This is a genomic window from Streptomyces sp. NBC_00376, from assembly GCF_036077095.1.
Taxonomy (GTDB): Bacteria; Actinomycetota; Actinomycetes; order Streptomycetales; family Streptomycetaceae; genus Streptomyces.
Window position 1 is genome coordinate 2,828,164 of the sequence record NZ_CP107960.1, and the last position, 24,634, is coordinate 2,852,797.

Consider the following 24,634-nt stretch of genomic DNA (forward strand, 5'->3'; position numbering starts at 1 on the left):
CCCCCCACCAGCACCACGCACCACCCCGGAAAGCAGCCGGGGAGACGGGTCCGCCCCCCGTCTCCCCGGTTTTCCGTGTTCTGGGCCGCGCTGAGCGCTCGTCCTAAGCCACGTTGACCCGCTGGCCGGGCGGAGCCGCCTCCAGCCAGGCGAGGAATCCGGTCAGCGCGTCGTCGCTCATGGCCAGCTCCAGGCGGGTCTCCCCGTGGAGACAGCCGAGCACCACGGCGTCGGAGAGCAGCGCCAGCTCCTCCTCGCCCTCGGGCAGCCGCCGGGCAACCACCTCGATCGCGGAACGCTCCAGGACCCGGCGGGGTCGAGGAGCGTAGGAGAAGACGCGGAACCAGTTGATCCGGTCCTCGCTGTACCGGGCGACCCCGTAGACCCAGCCCTTGCCCGAGAGATCGGGCTCCTCGGACACGTTCCATCGCAGGCTGCAGTCGAAGGTCCCGCCGGAGCGCTGAATCAGCCGCCGGCGCAGACCGAAGAAGAAGAGTCCGATCAGGACCAGTGCGACGAGCAGCCCGCCCACCCACAGCGCGAGGAACATCTCCACCGACCTCCTCGCGTCGTCGAGTAACGGATACCACCAGAACTACAACCGCACCTGCATCGCCTCAGCCGCGACACGGTCTGGAGTGGTCTCCAGCTCGGGCCGCGGCTGAGGGTAAAGCTACGTGGTAGCGGTGCGCTAGCGCACCGCCACCGCACGCAGTCGGACTTCGGCGCGCCGCTCGGAGGCAGCGTCCGTGTCCGACTTCGCGCGCTCCAGCGCACGCTCGGCGCGCTGGACATCGATCTCGTCCGCCAGCTCCGCGATCTCGGCGAGCAGCGAGAGCTTGTCGTCCGCGAACGAGATGAAACCGCCGTGCACAGCGGCGACCACGGTCCGGCCGTCGCTCGTACGGATCGTCACCGGGCCCGATTCCAGCACACCCAGAAGCGGCTGGTGACCGGGCATGACGCCGATGTCGCCGGACGTGGTGCGCGCGACGACCAGGGTGGCCTCGCCGGACCAGACACTGCGGTCCGCGGCGACCAGCTCGACGTGCAGCTCAGCAGCCAAGGGTGGCTCCTCGGGTCACCACCCGGCCGTTCGAGCCGGGTGTTGGGTCAATTCTACGGGGCGTGGTGAGGGGGACGGGACACACCCGCCCCCCTCGGTGAGCCAGGGGCTCAGGAGACGCCGAGCTCCTTGGCGTTGGCCTTCAGATCCTCGATGCCACCGCACATGAAGAACGCCTGCTCGGGGAAGTGGTCGTACTCGCCGTCGCAGATCGCGTTGAACGCGGCGATCGACTCGTCGAGCGGCACGTCCGAACCTTCCACGCCGGTGAACTGCTTGGCGACGTGGGTGTTCTGCGACAGGAAGCGCTCGACACGACGGGCACGGTGGACAACGAGCTTGTCCTCCTCGCCCAGCTCGTCGATACCGAGGATCGCGATGATGTCCTGGAGGTCCTTGTACTTCTGGAGGATCCCCTTGACACGCATGGCCGCCGCGTAGTGGTCCTCCGCGATGTAGCGGGGGTCCAGGATGCGGGACGTGGAGTCCAGCGGGTCCACGGCCGGGTAGATGCCCTTCTCGGAGATCGGACGGGAGAGAACCGTCGTCGCGTCGAGGTGGGCGAACGTGGTGGCCGGGGCCGGGTCGGTCAGGTCGTCCGCGGGGACGTAGATCGCCTGCATCGAGGTGATCGAGTGACCACGGGTCGACGTGATGCGCTCCTGCAGCAGACCCATCTCGTCGGCCAGGTTCGGCTGGTAACCCACCGCGGACGGCATACGGCCGAGCAGGGTGGACACCTCGGAGCCGGCCTGGGTGTACCGGAAGATGTTGTCGATGAAGAAGAGCACGTCCTGCTTCTGCACATCGCGGAAGTACTCCGCCATGGTCAGACCGGCCAGCGCGACGCGGAGACGCGTGCCCGGCGGCTCGTCCATCTGACCGAAGACAAGCGCCGTCTTGTCGATGACGCCCGAGTCGGCCATTTCCTCGATGAGGTCGTTGCCCTCACGGGTGCGCTCACCGACACCGGCGAACACCGACACACCGTCGTGGTTGTTGGCCACGCGGTAGATCATTTCCTGGATCAGAACGGTCTTGCCGACACCGGCACCACCGAACAGACCGATCTTTCCACCCTTGACGTACGGGGTGAGCAGGTCGATGACCTTGACGCCGGTCTCGAACATCTCGGTCTTGGACTCGAGCTGGTCGAAGTTGGGCGCCTTGCGGTGGATCGGCCAGCGCTCGGTGACCTCGGCGTTCGCCTCGGGCTTGTTCAGGATCTCACCGAGGGTGTTGAACACCTTGCCCTTGGTGATGTCGCCGACGGGGACCGTGATGCCGGTGCCCGTGTCGGTCACCGCGGCCTGGCGGACCAGACCGTCGGTGGGCTGCATCGAGATCGCGCGGACCACGCCGTCGCCCAGGTGCTGGGCGACCTCGAGGGTCAGCGTCTTGAGCTTGCCGTCCTCGGCCGGGTCGGCCACCTCGACGGTCAGCGCGTTGTAGATCTCCGGCATCGCGTCGACGGGGAACTCCACGTCGACGACCGGGCCGATGACCCGGGCGACGCGGCCCGTGGCAACGGCCGTCTCAACTGTGGTCGTCATTACTTGTCACTCCCCGCGGTCGCGTCGGCCAGCGCACTGGCACCACCGACGATCTCGCTGATTTCCTGGGTGATTTCGGCCTGGCGGGCCGCGTTGGCAAGCCTGGAGAGCGTCTTGATGAGCTCACCGGCGTTGTCGGTGGCCGACTTCATCGCGCGGCGGCGGGCGGCGTGCTCGGAAGCAGCGGCCTGCAGCAGCGCGTTGTAGATCCGGCTCTCGACGTACCGCGGAAGCAGGGCGTCGAGGACGTCCTCCGCCGACGGCTCGAAGTCGAACAGCGGCAGGATCTCTCCCTTGCCGGCGTCGTCCTTCGTGGCATCGAGGCTGAGCGGCAGCATCCGGTCGTCGACCGGGTTCTGCGTCATCATCGACACGAACTCCGTGAAGACGATGTGCAGCTCGTCCACGCCGCCCTCGGCGGTCTCCTGGGTGACCGCCTCGATCAGCGGGGCCGCAGCCCGCTTCGCATCCGCGTACGTCGGGCTGTCGGTGAAGCCGGTCCACGAGTCCGCGAGCTTGCGCTCACGGAAGCCGTAGTAGGCGACACCCTTGCGGCCGATCACATAGGTGACGACCTCCTTGCCCTCGCCCCGGAGCCGCTCGGTCAGTCGCTCCGCGGCCTTGATGGCGTTGGAGGAGTAACCGCCGGCCAGACCGCGGTCGCTCGTGATGAGCAGGATCGCGGCCCGTGCCGGGGTCTCGGCCTCGGTGGTCAGCGGGTGCTTGGTGGTGGAGCCGGTCGCCACCGCGGTCACCGCACGGGTGAGCTCGGTCGCGTACGGCGTCGACGCCGCCACCTGGCGCTGCGCCTTGACGATGCGCGAGGCGGCGATCATCTCCATCGCCTTGGTGATCTTCTTCGTGGCGGTGACGGAGCGGATGCGGCGCTTGTAAACGCGAAGCTGAGCGCCCATCGATCAGCCCTCGCCCAGGAGCTTGCCGTCCGAGGTCTCGAACTGCTGCTTGAAGGCGGCGACGGCGTCGGCGACCGACTGCAGCGTGTCGTCCGACATCTTGGCGCCCTCGGCGATGCTGGTCAGGAGGTCCTTGCGCTCACGGCGCAGGTACTCCAGCAGCTCGCTCTCGAAGCGACGGATGTCCTCGACCGGGACGTCGTCCATCTTGCCGGTGGTGCCGGCCCAGATGGAGACGACCTGCTCCTCGACCGGGTACGGGGAGTACTGCGGCTGCTTCAGCAGCTCGACCATGCGCTTACCGCGCTCCAGCGACGCCTTCGAGGCCGCGTCCAGGTCGGAACCGAAGGCGGCGAACGCCTCCAGCTCGCGGTACTGGGCGAGGTCCACGCGGAGACGGCCGGAGACCTGGCGCATCGCCTTGTGCTGGGCGGAGCCACCGACGCGGGAGACCGAGATACCGACGTTCAGGGCCGGACGCTGGCCGGCGTTGAACAGGTCGGACTCCAGGAAGCACTGGCCGTCGGTGATGGAGATGACGTTGGTCGGGATGAACGCCGACACGTCGTTCGCCTTGGTCTCGACGATCGGGAGGCCCGTCATCGAACCGGCACCCATGTCGTCGGAGAGCTTCGCGCAGCGCTCCAGCAGACGCGAGTGGAGGTAGAAGACGTCGCCCGGGTAGGCCTCACGGCCCGGCGGACGGCGCAGCAGAAGCGACACGGCGCGGTAGGCGTCGGCCTGCTTCGAGAGGTCGTCGAAGATGATCAGGACGTGCTTGCCCTGGTACATCCAGTGCTGACCGATGGCCGAACCGGTGTACGGCGCAAGGTACTTGAAGCCGGCCGGGTCGGACGCCGGGGCGGCGACGATGGTCGTGTACTCGAGCGCGCCGGCCTCTTCGAGGGCACCGCGCACGGAGGCGATGGTGGAGCCCTTCTGACCGATGGCGACGTAGATGCAGCGCACCTGCTTGTTCACGTCGCCCGAGCGCCAGTTGTCGCGCTGGTTGATGATCGTGTCGACGGCCAGAGCGGTCTTACCCGTCTGACGGTCACCAATGATCAGCTGACGCTGGCCGCGGCCGATCGGCACCATGGCGTCGACGGCCTTGTAGCCGGTCTGCATCGGCTCGTGCACCGACTTACGGACCATGACGCCAGGGGCCTGCAGCTCGAGGGCGCGGCGGCTGTCGGTCGCGATCTCGCCGAGACCGTCGATCGGGTTGCCGAGCGGGTCGACGACGCGGCCGAGGTAACCCTCGCCGACGCCGACGGAGAGCACCTCACCGGTGCGCTGCACCGGCTGGCCCTCTTCGATGCCGCTGAACTCGCCGAGGACGATCGCACCGATCTCGCGCTCCTCGAGGTTGAGGGCGAGACCGAGGGTGCCGTCCTCGAACTTCAGCAGCTCGTTCGCCATGGCCGAGGGAAGACCCTCGACCTTCGCGATGCCGTCGCCGGCAACGCTGACCGTACCGACCTCCTCGCGCGAGGCCGCGTCCGGCTTGTACGACTGGACAAAGTTCTCCAGCGCGTCCCGGATCTCCTCCGGCCGGATCGTGAGCTCCGCCATCTGGGTTCCCTGCTCTCCTTGTTGGGCCCGAAGTTTCTTAAGGGGGTCTGGGGGCCGACCCCCAGGAATCTTCTGCAATTTCTGCACGGCCCAACCGGGCCGCTGGTCTTGCTCTGTTCTGTTGCTGCGCTGCGTCGGTCAGCCGGCCATGCGTCGGGTCGCCTCTTCGAGGCGCTCCGAGATGGTGCCGTTGATGACCTCGTCGCCGACCCGCACCGCGATCCCGCCGAGGACCGTGGGGTCCACATCGAGGTTCAGGTGCATCGGGCGGCCGTAGATCTTCGCCAGCGCGGCGCCGAGGCGCTGCTTCTGCCGATCACTGAGCGGCACTGCCGAGGTGACCACGGCGACCATGCGCTCCCGGCGCTCCGCGGCCAGCTTGGAGAGGGACTCGAGTCCCTCTTCCAGGCTACGTCCACGCGGCTGGGTGACAAGACGCGTGATGAGGCGCTCGGTGGCGGGCCGTGCCTTGCCGCCGAGCAGGCTGTGCAGCAGCTGCCTCTTGGCGGACGCGGACGCGGACCGTTCGGTGAGCGCGGCGCGCAGCCCCTTGTCGGAGGCGACGATCCGGCCGAACCTGAACAGCTCGTCCTCGACGTCGTCGAGGTCTCCGCTGCGCTGGGCGGCGGTGAGGTCTGCGATGTTCGCCAGTTCCTCGACCGAGTCGACCAGGTCGCGCGACTGCGACCAGCGGGAGCGGACCATGCCGGAGACCAGGTCGACGGTCTCGCCGCCCACCTGACCGCGCAGCAGTCGTCCGGCCAGCTCCGCCCGGGCCTCGCCGGCCTGCGACGGGTCGGTCAGGACCCGCCGCAGTGAGACCTCGCGCTGGAGCAGCGCCGTCACGGCGGCCAGCTCCTCGGCGAGCTTCGCCGCGTCGACCGACGTGTTGTCGGTCAGCGCGTCGAGCGACTCACGTGCGGCAGCCAGTGCCTCGCGGCTCGCGCCGTTCATCGGACAGCCTCGGCCTTCGCCTCGAGCTCGTCGAGGAAACGGTCGACGGTGCCGCTCTGCCGGGCGTGGTCCTCGAGGGACTCGCCGACGAGCTTGCCGGCCAGGTCGGTGGCGAGTTTGCCCACGTCCTGACGCAGCGCGGAGGCCGCGGCCTTGCGGTCGGCCTCGATCTGGGCGTGACCGGCAGCGATGATCTCCTCGCGCTGCCGCTGGCCTTCCGCCCGCATCTCCTGCAGGATCACAGCGCCCTGCTCCTGCGCCTCCTGGCGCAGACGCGCGGCTTCGTGGCGGGCCTCGGCGAGCTGGGCCTTGTACTGCTCAAGGACGCTCTGGGCCTCGGTCTGGGCCGCATCGGCCTTCTCGATACCGCCTTCGATGGCCTCGCGACGCTCTTCCAGAACCTTGTTGATGTTCGGGAGGAGCTTCTTGGCGAGGAAGCCGAAGACGATGACGAAGGCGATGAAGCCAATGACGAGCTCAGGAATCGGCGGGATGAGCGGGTTTTCCGGCTTCTCCGCCGCGAGCTGAACCAGGGGGTTCAAGTCAGTGCCTTCCGTCGAATGGTCTGTTCGCGACCCGTCAGGAGGTCGGGTACACGAACGGCATGACCAGACCGATCAGGGCAAGCGCCTCACAGAAGGCGAAGCCGAGGATCTGGTTGGCGCGGATCAGGCCGGCAGCCTCGGGCTGACGGGCGAGAGCCTGGGTGCCGTTACCGAAGATGATGCCGACGCCGACGCCGGGGCCGATGGCGGACAGGCCATAACCGACGGAGCTGAGGGAACCGGTGACGGCGGCAAGGGTCTGGGACATGCCAGTTCTTCCTTCTCTTTCACGGACCGGCGGGGGTTGGCCACCGGACGACTGGGGGTATGGGAGGCGCGATCAGTGGTGCTCGGCGACAGCGCCCTGGATGAAGGTGCACGCCAGGAGCACGAAGACGTACGCCTGAACAGCCTGGATGAAGAGCTCGAAGGCCGTCATCACGATGACCATCACGAACGAGACGCCCGCATAGGCGATACCGATGCCGTTGAGCAGGTACCAGCTGGCGATGGTGAAGAGCAGCAGCAGCGTGTGACCGGCGAACATGTTCGCGAAGAGTCGGACCGCGTGCGTGAAGGGCCGGACCAGGACGTTCGAGAAGAACTCGATGACCATGATCAGCGGCAGAACCCCGCCGAGCGACTTGTCGTAGCCCGTCAGGTTCTTGAGGCCGCCGACGAAGCCGTGCCTCTTGAAGGTGACGCTCATCCAGAGGACGTAGACGATCAGGGCCAGAGCGGCCGGGTACGCGATGATCGACGTCACCGGGAACTGGGCGAGCGGGATGATCGACCAGAGGTTCATCATCCACACGAAGAAGAAGATCGACACCATCAGCGGGACGTACTTCTCGCCCTCGCGCTTGCCGAGCGTCTCGTAGACGATTCCGCGGCGTACGAAGTCGTAGCCGGCCTCGGCGACCATCTGCAGCTTGCCCGGAACGACCTTCGGCTTGCGGAAGGCGGCCCAGAAGAAGCCGACGATGATGACCGTACCGAGGAGCGCCAGCAGCATCGTCTTGTTGAAGTAGATGTTGCTGTCCGCGTCACCGAAGATCGGCTCGAACAGGAAAGAGTGCAAGCCAGGACCCGGGAAACCACAACCGGAGAAGATGTGGCAATCGGTCTCGAAGGCGAGCACCTGTGTCGGGTCAGCACTCACCGCGGGCTCCTTCAGCGTGGCGCATAGGTACGGCAACCTCGTTGTGTCGGCGCGGCGCGCAGCCGCGGTTCGGCACTGGACTGGTGTTACGGATGTGTGAGCGGCAGTCAGGCATTGAGCCTCGCGATCGAGCAGGCGTCAGCTCACATGCCCGCGCCCGCAGTGCCGCAGTTGGAACCGGACGATAGCAGGGTCTTGAACCTGCACTTATCCCGCCCCTACCCTTCACGACTTCGAGCCCGTGTTCTTGGGCTTTTCCGCCTTGTCGGACTCGGGTTCGACGTAAAGGATCTTGGCCTTCATGTGTGCACGCGTCTGTGCGCCGATCCACACGAGAGTCGTGGCGACCAGAGTGATCGCGAAAGCCCTCGGGTTGAACATCGTCGTGTTCTTGAACGCGGCGACGAAGATGAACATCAGGAGAAGCTGAGCCGCATAGAGCATCAGCCCCATCGCCTGGAACAGATGGGGCAGGGACCGCGCGGTCCGCTGCAGGACCACGAGTCCGATCCCCATGAAGACGATCACCACGATCGTCGCAACGGCCGCACCCAGGGCTCCCTTGCCGCCGGCCACGCCACCACTGACGGCGACGGCGACAGCACCGGCGACAGCGGTGGGTACAGCGGCTTGAAGGAGAGTCCGGGCGTCGTTGGACGGCATGGCGGCAGCTCCGCTTGCAGGGGGTGGGCAGTGTGTCGTCATGGACGAGCGTAGGCCCGGTCCGAGTCGATGCCTCGCGCCAATGGACCGTGCTACTCAAGTCCTTCGGCTCCGTCACCGGGCTTCGTGAACGGTATCACAAACTATTTGATGAGGTCTTTACCAAGAAAGTGTGCTTACAGTCACACGTGAGAGTGAATTCGCGCATGTGAGCAAGGCAACTCAATTACTTGTCTGGTATTGCCCCGCGGTGCCCGAATTCTCAGCGCGTGGATTCAGCCCTGTCTCTGTCCGAAAAACGCGAACGAGGGCCGATGGCGGTCGCCCCGTTGACGCCGGACACCCCCACTACCACCGGAGTGCGCTCCTGTGACTCGGGCTCCTTCTGCCCCATCGGCGCCTCCAGGGGCCCCTGTTGGGCCCCGGCCCCGGACGAGGGGGCCGTCCCTTCCGCCGCCTCGCCCTTGTCCCGGATCCGGCGGTAGCGGGGCGGTACGAAGCGTTCCGCCCAGTACGGGGCCCTCGGCGTGAAGCGGGGCAGCAGCAGGAGCACGAGACCCAGCGCGCTCATCCCCATGATCACCAGCACGATCCACAGGGACGTCGAGTGCACGGAGTAGCCGACCGCGCCGAAGGCGATCAGGGCCGACCAGAAGTACATGATCAGCACTGCCCTGCTGTGCGAGTGGCCGATCTCCAGCAGCCGGTGGTGCAGATGGCCGCGGTCCGCCGCGAACGGCGACTGCCCGTTCCACGTCCGCCGCACGATCGCCAGCACCAGGTCGGCGGCCGGGATCGCGATGATCGTCAGCGGCAGCAGCAGCGGGATGAAGACCGGCAGCATCGCGTGGGTGGCCTCGCGCTCACTGCCGGCGAAGAGCCTCATCGTGTCCGGGTCGACCCGGCCCGTCACCGAAATCGCACCGGCCGCGAGCACCAGGCCGATCAGCATCGAACCCGAGTCGCCCATGAAGATCCGCGCGGGATGCATGTTGTGCGGCAGGAAGCCCAGGCACATGCCCATAAGGATCACCGTGAAGAGCGCCGCCGGGGCCGCCGCCTCGATCATGTGCCCGTACCAGAGCCGGTAGGTGTACAGGAAGAACGCGGCGGCGGCGATGCACACCATGCCCGCCGCGAGACCGTCCAGGCCGTCGACGAAGTTGACCGCGTTGATGGTGATGACGACCAGGGCGACCGTGAGCAGCGTGCCCTGCCACTGGGTGAGCGCGACGGTGCCCACACCGGGGATCGGCAGCCACAGGATCGTCAGACCCTGGATGACCATGACCGCGGCGGCGATCATCTGCCCGCCGAGCTTGATCAGCGCGTCGATCTCGAACTTGTCGTCCAGGACACCGATCAGCCAGATCAGCGCGGCGCCGGAGAGCAGCGCCCGCGGCTCGGTGGAGAGCTGGAAGACCCAGTCGAGGTTGTGGAGATGGGCCGCGACGATCAGTCCGGCGCACAGCCCGCCGAACATGGCGATGCCACCGAGCCTCGGTGTCGGTTCTCGGTGGACGTCACGCGCACGGATCGCGGGCATCGCCCCGATCGCGATGGCGAACTTACGCACCGGACCGGTCAGCAGATAGGTCACCGCGGCCGTGACACAGAGCGTCAGCAGGTAATCACGCACGGGCTGCCCCATAGATTTCGCCGGCCATCTCAGCCCACACCCTAAACCGTCCGGGCATCAGGGACGGCCGCGCTGCACGGGCCTCATGACCGAGGACACAGCGATCGGGTCCATCGGTTCCGCATCGGACGGCTACCCCGGGTAAGGCGGATGGCTCTCCGCCAGTTCGCGCACCTCCGCGCGTACGTCGTCCTCCTCACGCACCGCCGTTCCGAAAAGCGCCGCCAGCCGGGCCATGTCGGCGTCGTCCATGCCCTGGGTGGTGACGGCCGCGGTGCCCAGCCGGATACCCCGGGCGTCCCCGTACGGCAGCGCGCAGGTGTCCAGCACCAGGCCCGCCGCCGCCAGCCGGGCGCGGGCGGTCCGCCCGTCGACGCCCAGCGGGGCCGGGTCCGCGACGATCAGGTGGGTGTCCGTGCCGCCGGTGGTGACCTCGAAGCCCTCCGCCTCCAGACCGGCCGCCAGTACCCGGGCATGGGCCACCACCCGGTGCGCGTACGTCGTGAACGCCGGGGTGGCCGCCTCACCGAACGCGACGGCCTTCGCGGCGACGGTGTGCATCTGGGCACCGCCCTGGGTGAACGGGAAGACCGCCCGGTCGATCCGCTCCGCCAGCTCCGCGCCGCACAGGATCATCCCGCCGCGCGGCCCGCGCAGCACCTTGTGCGTGGTCGCGCAGACCACATCGGCGTACGGCACCGGGCTGGGCGCCGCTCCCCCGGCGATCAGCCCCATCGGGTGCGCGGAGTCGGCGATGAGATACGCGCCCGCCTCGTCGGCGATCTCCCGGAACAGCTCGTAGTCGGGATGGCGGGGGTACGAGATGGAGCCGCTCACGATCGCCTTGGGGCGGTGGGCGCGGGCCAGCGCGCGGACCTGCTCGTAGTCGATCAGGCCGCTCTCCGGGTCCACCCCGTAGCCGATGAACTCGAACCAGCGGCCGGAGAAGTTGGCGGGCGAACCGTGGGTGAGGTGTCCGCCGTACGGGAGTCCCATCGCGAGCACCGTGTCGCCGGGACGGAGCAGGGCGGCGTAGGCGGCGAGGACCGCGGAGGAGCCGGAGTGCGCCTGGACGTTGGCGTGCTCGGCGCCGAAGAGCGAGGTGGCGCGGCGGCAGGCGATGCGTTCGGCGGCGTCGGCCTGTTCGCAGCCGCCGTGGTGGCGGGCGCCGGGATAGCCCTCGGCGTACTTGTTGGCGAGGGGTGAGCCGAGGGCGGCGAGAACCGCGGGCGAGGTGAAGTTCTCGGCGGCGGTCAGCTGCAGGGTGCTGGACTGGCGGTGCAGTTCTCCCAGCAGCACGGCGGCGACCTCCGGATCCTCCCGGAGCAGGGCATCGAAGTCCTGCGGCAGGGCGGCCTGGGGGACGGAGGGCGGTGCGGCTGGAGTGGTGACCGGCATCGATGGGCTCCGGGCCTGGAGATGGGGTGCGCTGGCGTCAGATCCAATGTAGGCCCGCGACGGGCCTCCTGCCCGCTGTGCGGCGCCGTCGTGCACCCGCCCGGCCCCCCCCGTACCCGGACGGTGCGTACGCCCGTCAGGGTGGCGTGGACGGCCCGCCCGTCCGTGCTCCACGGATACGCCGGTGAGCGCGGTGACGACCGGGTCGAGGGCCTGGTTGAGCACCATTTCCGACGCGTCCCTCGCACCGCTCGGCCCCAGCGGGCCTCCCGGGCTTCGGGGCGCTGCGCCGGCCTCCGGCCGTCGGGCGGGCGGCAGGGCCGCGGCCTCAGCGGTGGGTCGCGACGCCCGTCAGCGCGGTGACGACCGGGTCGAGGGCCTGGTTGATCTCGTCGCCGACGGAGCGGAAGAACGTGATCGGGGCGCCGTACGGGTCGTACACCTCGTCCGCCTCGGCGGTGGGGGCCAGCAGCCAGCCGCGCAGCGCGGCGGCGGCGCGGACCAGCGCGCGGGCGCGCTCGACGACGCCCTCGTCCCGCGGATCGGGGAGCGTGGCCGGGTCTATCGCCCGGACCAGCCGGGTGAATTCCTTGAGGGTGAACGTGCGCAGGCCGGCCGAGTGACCCATCGAGATCACCTGCGCGCGGTGGTCGCGGGTGGCGGTGAGCACCAGGTCGGCGCGGATCACGTGCTCGTCGAGCAGTTCCCGGCCGACGAAGCCGGTGGTGTCGGCGCCGAAGTCGGCGAGGACGGTCTCGGCGTTGGCCTCCATGGGGGCGCCTTCGTGGCCCCAGGTGCCCGCGCTCTCCACGATCAGTCCGCCGCTGAGCGGATCGCCGAGGCGGTCCACCAGGGCATGGCGGGTCAGCCGCTCGGTGATGGGCGAGCGGCAGACGTTGCCGGTGCTGACGTGGAGGATGCGGAAAGTGTCGGCCCGCCCCGCTATGCCACGCCCCTCAGGGGCGGTCAATTGGCCACCTCGAGGTCGGGTACCACCTTGCGGAGCTCCTCGACGGAGAGCGCGCCGGCCCGCAGCAGCACGGGGACCTTGCCGGTCACGTCGACGATCGACGAGGGCACGATGCCGGGCGTCGGGCCGCCGTCCAGGTAGACGGAGACGGAGTCGCCGAGCATCTCCTGGGCCGCGTCGCAGTCCTCCGGGGACGGGTGGCCGGTGAGGTTGGCGCTGGAGACGGCCATCGGGCCGACCTCCGTGAGCAGCTCGATGGCGACCGGGTGCAGCGGCATCCGGATGGCGACGGTGCCACGGGTGTCCCCGAGGTCCCACTGGAGCGACGGCTGGTGCTTGGCGACGAGCGTGAGGGCGCCGGGCCAGAAGGCGTCGACGAGCTCCCAGGCCTGCTCGGAGAAGTCGGTGACCAGGCCGTGCAGGGTGTTCGGGGAGCCGATCAGGACGGGCGTCGGCATGTTGCGGCCGCGGCCCTTGGCGTCCAGCAGGTCGGCGACGCCCTCGGAGCTGAAGGCGTCCGCACCGATGCCGTACACGGTGTCGGTGGGCAGCACGACCAGTTCGCCGCGGCGGACGGCCGACGCGGCCTCACGCAGACCCGTCGTACGGTCGGTCGCGTCGTTGCAGTCGTATCGCCGTGCCATCAGCCGGCCTCCTCAAGCGTGTACGGGTGTCGCGGGTACGGGTCGTGCGGGTGGTGGCCGCCGGTCACGGCATGGCCTTGCGGGCCGTGGCGAACCGGGGCCGGTTGTTCAGGTCGGGGTGGTCGGCCGCGTCCGCCCAGCCGCGCTCCTCGGTGAAGATCCACGGCACCTGGCCGCCCTGGGTGTCGGCGTGCTCGATGACGACGAGGCCGCCGGGGCGCAGCAGGCGGTGCGCGGTGCGTTCGATGCCGCGGATGGTGTCGAGGCCGTCCTCGCCGGAGAAGAGGGCCATCTCCGGGTCGTGGTCGCGGGCCTCGGGCGCCACGTACTCCCACTCGGTGAGCGGGATGTACGGCGGGTTGGAGATGACCAGGTCGACCTGGCCGTCCAGCTCGGGGAGGGCGGTCAGCGCGTCTCCCTGGTGGACGGTGACCCGGGAGCCGTCGGCGTTCTTCCTCGTCCACTCGATGGCGTCGTCGGAGAGCTCGACCGCGTGCACCCGCGAGCGCGGCACCTCCTGGGCCATGGCCAGGGCGATGGCGCCCGATCCGCTGCACAGGTCGACGACGGTCGGCTCGACGACGTCCATCGCGCGCACCGCGTCTATCGCCCAGCCGACGACCGATTCGGTCTCCGGGCGGGGGACGAAGACACCGGGTCCGACCTGGAGCTCCAGGTAGCGGAAGAAGGCGCGGCCGGTGATGTGCTGGAGCGGTTCGCGGGCCTCGCGGCGGGCGATGGTCTCCCAGTAGCGGGCGTCGAAGTCCGCGTCCGGCACCCGGTGCAGCTCGCCCCGCTTGACGCCGTGGACGAACGCGGCGAGTTCCTCCGCGTCGAATCGCGGCGAGGGCACACCGGCGTCGGCCAGCCGCTGGGTGGCCTGGGCCACCTCGGCGAGCAGCAGGTTCATCGCGGTTCTCCGTACGGTTTACGGGCTGGGCGGGCTTTGCTTAAGCGGCGGCGAGCTTCGCGGCGGAGTCGGCGTCGACACACGCCTGGATCACGGAATCCAGGTCGCCGTCGAGCACCTGGTCCAAGTTGTACGCCTTGAAGCCGACTCGGTGGTCCGAGATCCGGTTTTCCGGGAAGTTGTACGTACGGATCTTCTCGGAACGGTCGACCGTACGCACCTGGCTGCGCCGTACGTCCGAAGCCTCCTGCTCGGCGGCTTCCTGGGCGGCGGCGAGCAGTCGCGAACGCAGGATGCGCATGGCCTGCTCCTTGTTCTGGAGCTGGCTCTTCTCGTTCTGGCAGGAGGCGACGACGCCGGTCGGCAGATGGGTGATGCGGACGGCGGAGTCCGTGGTGTTGACGGACTGGCCGCCGGGGCCCGAGGAGCGGTAGACGTCGATGCGGAGGTCGTTGGCGTGGATCTCGACGTCGACCTCCTCGGCCTCGGGCGTGACGAGCACACCGGCGGCGGAGGTGTGGATGCGGCCCTGCGACTCGGTGGACGGGACGCGCTGCACGCGGTGCACGCCGCCCTCGTACTTCAGCCGGGCCCACACGCCCTGGCCGGGCTCGGTGGCGCCGTTGCCGCCCTTGGTCTTCACGGCGACCTGGACGTCCTTGTAGCCGCCGAGCTCGGACTCGGTGGAGTCGATGATCTCGGTCTTCCAGCCGACGCGCTCGGCGTAGCGCAGGTACATGCGCAGCAGATCGCCGGCGAACAGCGCGGACTCGTCGCCGCCCGCGCCGGCCTTGATCTCCAGGAGCACGTCCTTGTCGTCGCTGGGGTCGCGCGGGACCAGGAGGAGGCGGAGCTTCTCGGTGAGCTCTTCGCGCTGCTTGTCCAGGTCCTTGACCTCGGCGGCGAAGTCGGGGTCGTCGGCGGCGAGCTCGCGGGCCGTCTCGATGTCGTCGCCGGTCTGCTTCCAGGAGCGGTACGTCGCGACGATCGGGGCCAGCTCGGCGTAGCGCTTGTTGAGCTTGCGCGCGTTGGCCTGGTCGGCGTGGACCGCCGGGTCCGCGAGCTTCTTCTCCAGATCGGTCTGCTCGCCGATCAGTTCCTCGACCGCCTCGAACATCTTCGGGCTCCTGGTTTCTTCACTCGTGCGTGCCTGCTGGACGGCGTGATGCCGGCCGGACGGGGGTACGGAACGGGGCCGCGTACCCCCGGCCGGAAAAAACGCCGGTCCCGACGCCCCCGCAAGAGGGCGCCGAGAACCGGCGCAGTGGCTCGCTACTTGCTGGCGGAGCCGGCAGCCTTGCCGAAGCGGGCCTCGAAGCGGGCCACGCGGCCACCGGTGTCGAGGATCTTCTGCTTGCCCGTGTAGAACGGGTGGCACTCGGAGCAGACGTCGGCACGGATGGTGCCGTTGTCGATGGTGCTCCGGGTCGTGAACGACGCGCCACAGGTGCAGCTGACCTGCGTCTCGACGTACTCGGGGTGGATGTCGCGCTTCAAGGGTTTCTCCTAGGTTCGGGAGGGCGCCGGGTCGTACGCGCGGATTGCGCGTCCGTGAACCGGGGCCGACGTACCAGTCTGCCAGGACCGGCCGTATCTCCCAAAACCGGGGGCGGGCCGCAACTATTCCCGGCCCGCCACGTCACCGCACGACGCTGCCGGCTTCGCCCTTGTCGCCCGCCGACTTCTCGGTGGCGGAGGCGGGGATGGCCTTGTCGTGTGCGAGCGCGGACCAGACCTGCCGCGCGGACTCCTCCAGCGGTACGACGCGGTTCGGGTCGGCCGGGTCGTACTCCACGGGCAGGGTGACCATGTGGACGTTCTTCGAGCCGAGCCCCTTGAGGCCGTTGGCGAAGGAGGTGAGCTCCGAGACCGAGCCCAGGTCGGAGTCGGTGGTGACGGTCTTGGTGGCCGTGTCCGCGAGGTCGTACAGGGTCTTCGGGTTCGAGAACACCCCGACGGTCTTGACCTGCTCCATCAGCGCCTTGATGAACGCCTGCTGGAGCTGGATGCGGCCGAGGTCGCTGCCGTCGCCGACGCTCTTGCGGGTACGGACCAGGCCCAGCGACTGCTCGCCGTCCAGGGTGTGGGTGCCGGGTTCGAGCTTCAGATGGCTCTTGGGGTCGTCGATCGCCGCGGTGGTGGTGATCTCGACGCCGCCCAGCTCGTCGATGAGCTTCTTGAACCCGGTGAAGTCGACTTCGAGATAGTGGTCCATGCGGATGCCGGACATGGCCTCGACGGTCTTGACCGCACAGGCCGGCCCGCCGACCTCGTACGCCGTGTTGAACATCGCGCGCTGCTGGCCCGCGACGGTCTGCCCGTTCGTGTCGCTGGTGCAGTCGGGGCGGGTGACGAGGGTGTCGCGCGGGATGGAGACGACGGAGGCCGTCTTGTGGCCCTTGTTGATGTGCACGACCATCGCGGTGTCGGAGCGGGCCGTGCCCTCGTCGGCGCCGTACTCGGAGTTCGCGCCGGACCGGGAGTCCGAGCCGAGCACGAGAATGTCCTGGGAGCCGTTGTCGATGTTGTCGGGGCGGTCCTTGCCGAGCGCCGCGTTGATGTCGACGGCCTTGAGATTGCCGTTGAGCTTGAAGTAGGCGTATCCCAGTCCGGCACCACCGACGACGACCGCGCCGGCCAGGGTCCAGGCGGCGATCACGGTCGCCCTGCGGCGACGGGAGGGCTTCTTCCGGCGCTTGCCGGTGGGGCGTATTCGGCCCCCGCTCCCGTTCTGCTCGGTCATGGGTCTCCTTCGGTCGTCAGCTTTTCCCGGCTCGGCCCTGTCCGGCCCCCAAGCAGCGGTGTTCGGGCATTGCAACGTCGACATGTCGGTACCGCGTACGACGCCGTGGCACGAAGAAGGGTTGCACAGCCACCTGTCGTTTCCGCGTGAGGGACGAAACGGACAACACCCGGGCCCAACAGCCGGTGACCCCGCGCTCACCTGCGGTTTCTTGCCCGGTACAGCCATCGCCTCGCTGCCCGCGGGGGCCCGGCATGTGGCAAAGGTCTCGAAACGGCCACGGGTGCCGGGTCGGCTGCGTCACACCCGCGCCGCCCATGACACAGGGCCGCCCCCGTCACCGAAGTGACGGGGGCGGCCCTGTGGTTCGGCCGGTCCGGGGCGACGTCAGTCGTTGCCGTTGCCCGGGGCCGGCGTCGTCTTCTGGATCTGGAGCAGGAACTCCGCGTTGGACTGGGTCTTCTTCATCCGGTCCAGGAGCAGCTCGATCGCCTGCTGCTGGTCGAGCGCGTGCAGCACCCGGCGCAGCTTCCAGACGATGGCCAACTCGTCGCTGCCGAGCAGGATTTCTTCCTTACGGGTGCTGGACGCGTCGACGTCCACCGCCGGGAAGATGCGCTTGTCCGAGAGCTTCCGGTCGAGCTTGAGCTCCATGTTGCCGGTGCCCTTGAACTCCTCGAAGATCACCTCGTCCATGCGCGAGCCGGTCTCGACGAGCGCGGTGGCCAGGATGGTCAGCGAACCGCCGTCCTCGATGTTGCGCGCGGCACCGAAGAAGCGCTTCGGCGGGTACAGCGCGGTCGAGTCGACACCACCGGACAGGATGCGGCCGGAGGCGGGGGCCGCGAGGTTGTACGCGCGTCCCAGACGGGTGATGGAGTCCAGCAGGACGACCACGTCGTGACCCAGCTCGACGAGACGCTTGGCGCGCTCGATGGCCAGCTCGGCGACCGTGGTGTGGTCCTCGGCGGGGCGGTCGAAGGTCGAGGAGATGACCTCGCCCTTCACCGACCGCTGCATGTCGGTGACCTCTTCCGGACGCTCGTCGACCAGGACGACCATCAGGTGGCACTCGGGGCTGTTGACGGTGATCGCGTTGGCGATCGCCTGCAGGATCATGGTCTTGCCGGTCTTCGGCGGGGCCACGATCAGCCCTCGCTGGCCCTTGCCGATCGGGGCGACCAGGTCGATGATCCGCGTCGTCAGGACGTTGGAGTCGGTCTCCAGACGGAGCCGGTCCTGCGGGTAGAGCGGGGTCAGCTTCTGGAACTCCGGGCGGCCGCGGCCGGTTTCGGGCGCCATGCCGTTCACCGAGTCGAGGCGGACCAGGGCGTTGAACTTCTCCCGGCGCTCGCCGTCCTTGGGCTGGCGCACCGCACCGGTGACGTGGTCACCCTTGCGCAGGCCGTTCTTGCGGACCTGGGCGAGCGAGACGTACACGTCGTTCGGGCCCGGCAGGTAGCCGGAGGTCCGGATGAACGCGTAGTTGTCCAGGATGTCCAGGATGCCCGCGACGGGGATCAGGACGTCGTCGTCGGAGACGGGGACCTCGCTGGCGAAGTCCTCGCGGCCACGGCGGCCACGGCGGTCGCGGTAGCGGCCGCGACGGCCACGGCGGCCACCGGCCTCGTCGTCGTAACCGTCGTCCTGCGGGCCGCCGCCCTGCTGCTGGCCCTGGCGCTGCTGGCGCTGGCCGCCCTGCTGCTGGCCCTGGCCACCGCCCTGCTCGTCGCCCTTGCCCCGGCGGTCGCGCTGACGGTCACGGCGCTCCCCGCGCTCGCCACGCTCCTGGCGGTCGCCCCGGTCGCCGCGCTGACCGCGGTCCTGGCGGTCGCCACGGCGGCCCTCGGCCGTGTCGGCGGCGGCTTCGGCCTTGGCGTCGGCGCGGTCGTCGCCCTTGGGCTCGGCCTGCGTGTCCACCTTGGCCTCGGCGGGCTTGCTGTCCGCCTTGGTCTCCGGGCTGCCCGCCTGCGCGGTCGCACGGCGCCGACGGCGCTCGCCCGCGGGCTGGTCGTCGCTGGCCGGCTGGCCGGGGATGTCGATCTGCTGCTGGGCCGCGGCCTTCTCGGCGGGTGCCTCGGCGGCGGGCTCGTCCCCGGTGCGCGCCTTGGAGGTGGCACGGCGCTTCGGCTTGGTCTCGGACGTCGCGGCGGGCGCGGCGGCCTTGGGCGCGGCGGAGCTACCGGCCTGCGCCTCCTTGATGACCTCGATCAGCTGGCCCTTGCGCATCCGCGCAGTGCCCTTGATGCCGAGGCCGGACGCGACCTGCTGCAGCTCGGCCAGGACCATGCCGTCAAGGCCGGTGCCGGAGCGGCGGCGCCGTGCGGTGGTGCCAGTGGCAGCACCTTCGGCGGGCGCGGCGCTGTCGACGCTCTTGTCGGCAGTCACGCCCATCAGATCGGTGGTGTCGCTCACGAAGGGTCCTTCCCTGGAGCGGACGTCGGCCTTCTGGCTCGGCGACCGGTTGTGCTGTCCGACTGCGGTCTATTTCTTGCGGACCGTGCCGGGGCGGTGGTCCGCCGGGTACGGCGGAGAGATGGAGGTGTGCATGGGCCCGGCGCGAGCATCCCCCTGCTCGGCCCACTCCTGGACAAGCGAGGGGTGTCGTGCCGGTTCCGGAGCGTGCACGAAACTGCTCAGGCAGGCTGCTCAGGCAGTTGGGGAGGCTCCCGGAAGAATTGGTGGTCCCGGAAAGGGACACGAAGCAACGCGCCACATAGACGTCGGTTGCAGACTTGAGGTTAACACTACCGGCTCCAACAAACATTCCCCCTCTCACTCACCGGCAATCACTTCTCGGCTACGGGGCGAGCGGCAGCACACTCGCGCCCGGGGCGTCGAGAGCGAGGCGATTGGCCGCCCACCCCTCGCCCGCCAGCTGTGCGACCTTGTCGGCCGCACCGTCCTCGGCCAGTGCGAGCACGGTCGGCCCGGCACCGGAGATGACCGCGGGGACGCCGTCCGCGCGCAGTCGGTTGACGAGTTCCACGCTCTCGGGCATCGCCGGGGCGCGGTACTCCTGGTGGATCCGGTCCTCGGTGGCGGTGAGCAGCAGCTCGGGGCGCCTGGTCATGGCCTCGACGAGGAGCGCGGCACGGCCGGCGTTGAAGGCGGCGTCGACGTGCGGGACCGTGCGCGGGAGCAGTCCGCGGGCGGTCTCGGTGAGGACCGGCTTGCCCGGTACGAAAACCACCGGAACGATGGATTCTGCGGGATCCATCCTGATCGCGCGTGCCGTTCCGCCGTCCATCCAGGCGAGGGTGAACCCGCCGAGCAGGCATGCCGCGACGTTGTCGGGGTGGCCCTCGATCTCGGTGGCGAGCTCCAGCAGCGCCGCTTCGTCGAGCCGGGCGTCGCCGCCGGTCGTCACGGCGCGGGCGGCGACGATTCCGGCGCAGATGGCGGCCGAGGAGGAACCGAGGCCGCGTCCGTGCGGGATCCGGTTGGCGCAGACGATCTCCAGGCCCCGGGGCTGTCCGCCGAGCAGGTCGAAGGCCGTGCGCAGGGAACGTACAAGGAGGTGGCGCTCGTCGCGGGGCAGCGTGTCCGCACCCTCACCCGCGATGTCGATGTGCAGTCCGGAATCGGCGACGCGGACGACGACGTCGTCGTACAGCCCCAGCGACAGGCCGAAGGCGTCGAAACCCGGGCCCAGGTTGGCGCTGGTCGCGGGGACGCGCACCCGGACGGCGGCGGCTCGGAAAGCGGGACCGGCCATCGGTTGGAGGACTCTCCTTGTGAGGCAGCGGGGGTGGTGAAGCGGTTTCGTGGTGGCGGGAGGTCGTGGCGCGGCGGGGAGTGGAATTCCGGGGAACCCGACGGCCACAACGGCCCATGCACCGCGGCAGATGCGGCGGGGCGGGTTGGGTACAGCTTATCGAAGGAAGGTTCTGTGGCGACATAGGGCGCACAGGAGGCGCACGATGCGTGTCGCACGCCTCCTATGCGCTCTCCGCCCCGAAAAGGGGCGGTTGAGCTGGGTTCTTGCCCGGCCCGTCGGGCACGGCCGACGGGCCGGGGCAGGCCCTGAGCGGGCCCTAGACCAGGCCCAGCTTCTCGGCGGCGGTGGCCGCGTCGACCGGGACCGTGACCGGCTGCGGTGCGCCCGCGACGGCCCAGTCGGGGTCCTTGAGGCCGTTGCCGGTGACCGTGCAGACGATCTTCTGGCCGCGGTCGACCTTGCCCTCCTCGGCGGCCTTCAGCAGGCCGGCGACGGAGGCGGCCGAGGCGGGCTCGACGAAGACGCCCTCCTGGGAGGCCAACAGCCGGTAGGCGGACAGAATCTGTCGGTCCGTCACCTCATCGATGAAACCGCCCGATTCGTCCCGGGCGTCCAGCGCGTACTGCCAGGAGGCCGGATTGCCGATCCGGATCGCGGTGGCGACGGTCGACGGGTCCTTGACGATCTCGCCGCGCACGATGGGCGCGGAGCCGGAGGCCTGGAAGCCCCACATGCGCGGAGTGTGCGTGGCGAGGCCGTCGCCCGCGTACTCCTTGTAACCCTTCCAGTACGCGGTGATGTTGCCCGCGTTGCCGACGGGGAGGACGTGGATGTCCGGGGCGTCGCCGAGCGCGTCGACGATCTCGAACGCGGCGGTCTTCTGGCCCTCGATACGGACCGGGTTGACCGAATTGACCAGCGCCACCGGGTAGTTGTCCGAGAGCGAACGGGCCAGCGTCAGGCAGTCGTCGAAGTTGCCGTCGACCTGGAGGATCCTGGCGCCGTGCACCAGCGCCTGGCCCATCTTGCCGAGCGCGATCTTGCCCTGCGGCACGAGGACGGCGCAGACCATGCCGGCCCGCACCGCGTACGCGGCGGCGGAGGCGGAGGTGTTGCCGGTGGAGGCGCAGATGACCGCCTTCGCACCCTCCTCCTTGGCCCGGGTGATGGCCATCGTCATGCCGCGGTCCTTGAAGGAACCGGTGGGGTTGGCGCCCTCGACCTTGAGGTGGACCTCGCAGCCCGTGCGCTCGGAGAGGACCTGGGCGGGTACGAGCGGCGTACCGCCCTCACGAAGCGTGACGACCGGCGTCGTGCTCGTGACCGGAAGGCGGTCCCGGTACTCCTCGATGATGCCGCGCCACTGGTGGGTGCCCTTGCTGGTCATGGGTCCTTACTCCCCTTCAACACGCATGATGCTGGCGACACCGCGCACGGTGTCGAGCTTGCGCAGCGCCTCGACGGTCGCCGAGAGGGCGGCGTCGGACGCGCGGTGGGTGACGACGACGAGGGACGCCTCGCCATCCTTGCCCTGCTGGCGGACGGTATCGATCGATACGCCCTTTTCGGCGAAGACCGTCGCGACCTGGGCGAGCACGCCAGGCTTGTCGGCCACGTCGAGACTGATGTGGTACCGCGTGACCACGTCGCCCATGGGGCTGACCGGCAGGCGCGTGTACGCGGACTCACCGGGGCCGGTGGCCTCGTTGAGCTTGTTGCGGCAGACCGCGACCAGGTCGCCGAGGACCGCGGAGGCGGTCGGCGAGCCACCGGCGCCGGGGCCGTAGAACATGAGCTGCCCGGCCGCCTCGGCCTCGACGAAGACCGCGTTGTACGCCTCGCGGACGGAGGCCAGCGGGTGGCTCAGCGGGATCATTGCGGGGTGGACCCGGGCGGTGACCGACTGCCCGTCGGCGGCACGCTCGCAGATGGCGAGGAGCTTGACGGTGCAGCCCATGCGGCGGGCGGAGGCGATGTCGGCGGCGGTGACTTCGGTGATGCCCTCGCGGTGCACGTCGCCGATCCGCACCCGGGTGTGGAAGGCGATGCCGGCGAGGATCGCGGCCTTGGCGGCGGCGTCGAAGCCCTCCACGTCGGCGGTCGGGTCGGCCTCGGCGTATCCGAGGGCGGTGGCCTCGTCGAGCGCCTCGGAGTACCCGGCTCCGCTCGTGTCCATCTTGTCGAGGATGAAGTTGGTCGTGCCGTTCACGATGCCGAGGACCCGGTTGACCTTGTCACCGGCGAGCGACTCGCGCAGCGGCCGTACGAGCGGGATGGCACCGGCCACGGCGGCCTCGTAGTAGAGGTCCCGGCCGTGCTGCTCGGCGGCGGCGTGCAGCGCGGCGCCGTCCTCGGCCAGCAGCGCCTTGTTGGCGGAGACGACGCTCGCGCCGTGCTCGAAGGCGGTGGTGATGAGCGTACGGGCGGGCTCGATGCCCCCGATGACCTCGATGACGACGTCGATGTCGCCCCGTTTGACCAGGGCCGTCGCATCGGTGGTGATCAGTGCGGGGTCGATGCCCTCGCGCACCCTGGAGGGCCGGCGCACGGCGACACCGGCGAGCTCGACCGGCGCGCCGATGCGCGCGGCGAGGTCGTCGGCGTGCGTCGTCATGATGCGCGCCACCTCTGAGCCGACCACTCCACAGCCCAGCAGCGCCACCTTCAGCGGACGCGTACGCATCATCCGACCTCGTTTCCTTTACATCTGATGTGTGGACCAGTCTCACTCACCGGACGGGAGTTTCTGCCACTCGTCCGGATCCTGAGACATCTATTTCATCAGCCGACATCGAGACGCAGGAGATCTTCCTCCGTCTCGCGCCTGACGATGACACGAGCCTGTCCGTCGCGCACGGCGACGACCGGCGGACGCAGGGCGTGGTTGTAGTTGCTCGCCATGGAACGGCAGTACGCACCGGTGGCGGGCACGGCGATCAGATCGCCGGGGGCGAGGTCGGACGGCAGGAACGCGTCCTTGACCACGATGTCGCCGCTCTCGCAGTGCTTTCCGACGACGCGGACGAGCATCGGCTCGGCGTCGGAGGTGCGCGAGGCGAGCGCGACGGTGTACTCGGCGTCGTACAGCGCGGTGCGGATGTTGTCCGACATGCCGCCGTCGACGCTGACGTACGTACGCAGACCCTCCAGGGGCTTGATGGTGCCGACCTCGTACAGCGTGAAGGCGGTCGGGCCGACGATGGCGCGCCCCGGCTCGACGGAGATCCGCGGGGTGGCGAGCCCGGCGGCCTCGCACTCGCGGGTCACGATGTCGCCGAGCGCCTTGGCGATCTCGTGCGGCTCGCGCGGGTCGTCCTCGGAGGTGTACGCGATGCCGAGCCCGCCGCCGAGGTCGATCTCGGGCAGCTGCACCCCGTGCTCGTCACGCACCTCGGCGAGCAGCTGGACCACGCGGCGGGCGGAGACCTCGAAGCCGGCCATGTCGAAGATCTGCGAGCCGATGTGCGAGTGGATGCCGATGAGCTCCAGGCCGTCGAGGGTGAGCGCCCGGCGCACCGCCTCGGCGGCCTGTCCCCCGGCCAGCGCGATCCCGAACTTCTGGTCCTCGTGCGCGGTGGCGATGAACTCGTGGGTGTGCGCCTCGACGCCGACGGTCACCCGGATCTGTACGCGCTGCCGCCTGCCGAGCCGCTGCGCGACGTGCGCGACCCGGGCGATCTCCTGGAAGGAGTCGAGCACGATCCGCCCGACGCCGGCCTCGACGGCCCGCTCGATCTCCGCGACGTTCTTGTTGTTGCCGTGGAAGGCGATGCGCTCGGCCGGCATCCCGGCGTCCAGCGCACAGGTCAGCTCACCGCCGGAGCAGACGTCGAGGTTGAGCCCCTCCTCCTGGAGCCAGCGCACGACGGCGCGCGACAGGAAGGCCTTCCCGGCGTAGAACACGTCGGCGTCCGGCCCGAAGGCGTCGGCCCAGGCGCGGCAGCGGGCCCGGAAGTCGCTCTCGTCGAGGAAGTAGGCGGGGGTGCCGAACTCCTCGGCCAGCCGCGTCACTTCGATGCCCCCGACGGTGACCGCGCCGTCCTCGTCGCGGGTGACGGTGCGGGCCCAGACCTTCTCGTCCAGGGCGTTGAGATCGGCGGGCGGGGCGGTGTAGTGCCCCTCCGTCATGACATCGGCGTGACGGGGCCCGGCGGGGTGTGCGGATCGGCTCATGGTG

23 protein-coding genes are annotated in these 24,634 nt (G+C 69.5%); all 23 read right to left on the minus strand.

Going from position 1 to position 24,634, the window contains the following annotated elements:
- Positions 1-103 precede the first annotated feature (103 nt).
- Positions 104-550: a DUF2550 domain-containing protein gene (locus tag OG842_RS12440; RefSeq protein ID WP_266733551.1), complete on the minus strand. Its 447-nt coding sequence runs from the start codon at positions 548-550 to the stop codon at positions 104-106.
- A gap of 141 nt (positions 551-691) precedes the next feature.
- A complete protein-coding gene (locus tag OG842_RS12445; RefSeq protein ID WP_148839239.1) occupies positions 692-1,066 on the minus strand; it encodes a F0F1 ATP synthase subunit epsilon in 375 nt (124 codons plus the stop codon).
- Between the two features lie 110 nt (positions 1,067-1,176).
- Positions 1,177-2,619 carry a F0F1 ATP synthase subunit beta gene (gene atpD, locus OG842_RS12450; protein ID WP_266729670.1) on the minus strand — a complete coding sequence of 481 codons (1,443 nt, stop codon included), beginning with the start codon at positions 2,617-2,619 and terminating at the stop codon, positions 1,177-1,179.
- A complete protein-coding gene (locus tag OG842_RS12455) occupies positions 2,619-3,533 on the minus strand; it encodes a F0F1 ATP synthase subunit gamma (protein ID WP_266729671.1) in 915 nt (304 codons plus the stop codon). The genes atpD and OG842_RS12455 overlap by 1 nt, the downstream gene beginning before the upstream one ends.
- Positions 3,534-3,536: 3 nt before the next feature.
- Positions 3,537-5,108: a F0F1 ATP synthase subunit alpha gene (gene atpA, locus OG842_RS12460; protein WP_093543999.1), complete on the minus strand. Its 1,572-nt coding sequence runs from the start codon at positions 5,106-5,108 to the stop codon at positions 3,537-3,539.
- Between the two features lie 138 nt (positions 5,109-5,246).
- On the minus strand, positions 5,247-6,062 hold the full coding sequence (locus tag OG842_RS12465; RefSeq protein WP_266729672.1) for a F0F1 ATP synthase subunit delta: 816 nt from the start codon (positions 6,060-6,062) through the stop codon (positions 5,247-5,249).
- The gene (locus tag OG842_RS12470; RefSeq protein WP_124716364.1) at positions 6,059-6,604 is read right to left on the minus strand and encodes a F0F1 ATP synthase subunit B; all 546 of its coding nucleotides are present in this window, start codon (positions 6,602-6,604) and stop codon (positions 6,059-6,061) included. Before OG842_RS12470 ends, OG842_RS12465 begins: the two co-directional genes overlap by 4 nt.
- Before the next feature lie 37 nt (positions 6,605-6,641).
- The gene (locus OG842_RS12475) at positions 6,642-6,875 is read right to left on the minus strand and encodes a F0F1 ATP synthase subunit C (protein ID WP_072483720.1); all 234 of its coding nucleotides are present in this window, start codon (positions 6,873-6,875) and stop codon (positions 6,642-6,644) included.
- Between the two features lie 72 nt (positions 6,876-6,947).
- Positions 6,948-7,784 carry a F0F1 ATP synthase subunit A gene (gene atpB, locus OG842_RS12480; RefSeq protein ID WP_072484168.1) on the minus strand — a complete coding sequence of 279 codons (837 nt, stop codon included), beginning with the start codon at positions 7,782-7,784 and terminating at the stop codon, positions 6,948-6,950.
- A 210-nt stretch (positions 7,785-7,994) separates the two neighbouring features.
- Positions 7,995-8,432 carry a hypothetical protein gene (locus OG842_RS12485; RefSeq protein WP_266729673.1) on the minus strand — a complete coding sequence of 146 codons (438 nt, stop codon included), beginning with the start codon at positions 8,430-8,432 and terminating at the stop codon, positions 7,995-7,997.
- Positions 8,433-8,694: 262 nt separating this feature from the next.
- Positions 8,695-10,083 (minus strand): MraY family glycosyltransferase, encoded by a 1,389-nt coding sequence (locus OG842_RS12490; RefSeq protein WP_266729674.1) that lies wholly within the window; start codon positions 10,081-10,083, stop codon positions 8,695-8,697.
- Positions 10,084-10,203: 120 nt separating this feature from the next.
- Positions 10,204-11,469 carry a serine hydroxymethyltransferase gene (glyA, locus tag OG842_RS12495; RefSeq protein ID WP_266729675.1) on the minus strand — a complete coding sequence of 422 codons (1,266 nt, stop codon included), beginning with the start codon at positions 11,467-11,469 and terminating at the stop codon, positions 10,204-10,206.
- A 328-nt stretch (positions 11,470-11,797) separates the two neighbouring features.
- The gene (locus OG842_RS12500; protein WP_266729676.1) at positions 11,798-12,439 is read right to left on the minus strand and encodes an arsenate reductase/protein-tyrosine-phosphatase family protein; all 642 of its coding nucleotides are present in this window, start codon (positions 12,437-12,439) and stop codon (positions 11,798-11,800) included.
- A complete protein-coding gene (locus tag OG842_RS12505; protein WP_266729677.1) occupies positions 12,436-13,083 on the minus strand; it encodes an L-threonylcarbamoyladenylate synthase in 648 nt (215 codons plus the stop codon). Before OG842_RS12505 ends, OG842_RS12500 begins: the two co-directional genes overlap by 4 nt.
- Positions 13,084-13,147: 64 nt before the next feature.
- Complete coding sequence (gene prmC, locus OG842_RS12510; RefSeq protein ID WP_266729678.1) at positions 13,148-13,993, minus strand: peptide chain release factor N(5)-glutamine methyltransferase; 846 nt, start codon at positions 13,991-13,993, stop codon at positions 13,148-13,150.
- A gap of 40 nt (positions 13,994-14,033) precedes the next feature.
- Entirely contained in the window at positions 14,034-15,110 is a 1,077-nt protein-coding gene (gene prfA, locus OG842_RS12515; protein ID WP_266729679.1) for a peptide chain release factor 1, read from the minus strand.
- 155 nt (positions 15,111-15,265) lie between these two features.
- Positions 15,266-15,490: a 50S ribosomal protein L31 gene (rpmE, locus tag OG842_RS12520; RefSeq protein WP_003966263.1), complete on the minus strand. Its 225-nt coding sequence runs from the start codon at positions 15,488-15,490 to the stop codon at positions 15,266-15,268.
- Between the two features lie 142 nt (positions 15,491-15,632).
- Entirely contained in the window at positions 15,633-16,736 is a 1,104-nt protein-coding gene (locus OG842_RS12525) for an LCP family protein (protein WP_266729680.1), read from the minus strand.
- A 387-nt stretch (positions 16,737-17,123) separates the two neighbouring features.
- Positions 17,124-19,151 (minus strand): transcription termination factor Rho, encoded by a 2,028-nt coding sequence (gene rho / locus OG842_RS12530; RefSeq protein ID WP_266729681.1) that lies wholly within the window; start codon positions 19,149-19,151, stop codon positions 17,124-17,126.
- A 385-nt stretch (positions 19,152-19,536) separates the two neighbouring features.
- Positions 19,537-20,454: a homoserine kinase gene (gene thrB, locus OG842_RS12535; RefSeq protein ID WP_266729682.1), complete on the minus strand. Its 918-nt coding sequence runs from the start codon at positions 20,452-20,454 to the stop codon at positions 19,537-19,539.
- A gap of 319 nt (positions 20,455-20,773) precedes the next feature.
- Positions 20,774-21,844, minus strand: coding sequence for a threonine synthase (thrC, locus tag OG842_RS12540; RefSeq protein WP_266729683.1), 1,071 nt, complete (start codon positions 21,842-21,844; stop codon positions 20,774-20,776).
- Positions 21,845-21,850: 6 nt separating this feature from the next.
- Positions 21,851-23,143: a homoserine dehydrogenase gene (locus OG842_RS12545; RefSeq protein ID WP_266729684.1), complete on the minus strand. Its 1,293-nt coding sequence runs from the start codon at positions 23,141-23,143 to the stop codon at positions 21,851-21,853.
- Positions 23,144-23,238: 95 nt separating this feature from the next.
- Entirely contained in the window at positions 23,239-24,630 is a 1,392-nt protein-coding gene (lysA, locus tag OG842_RS12550; protein WP_266729685.1) for a diaminopimelate decarboxylase, read from the minus strand.
- Positions 24,631-24,634 lie beyond the last annotated feature (4 nt).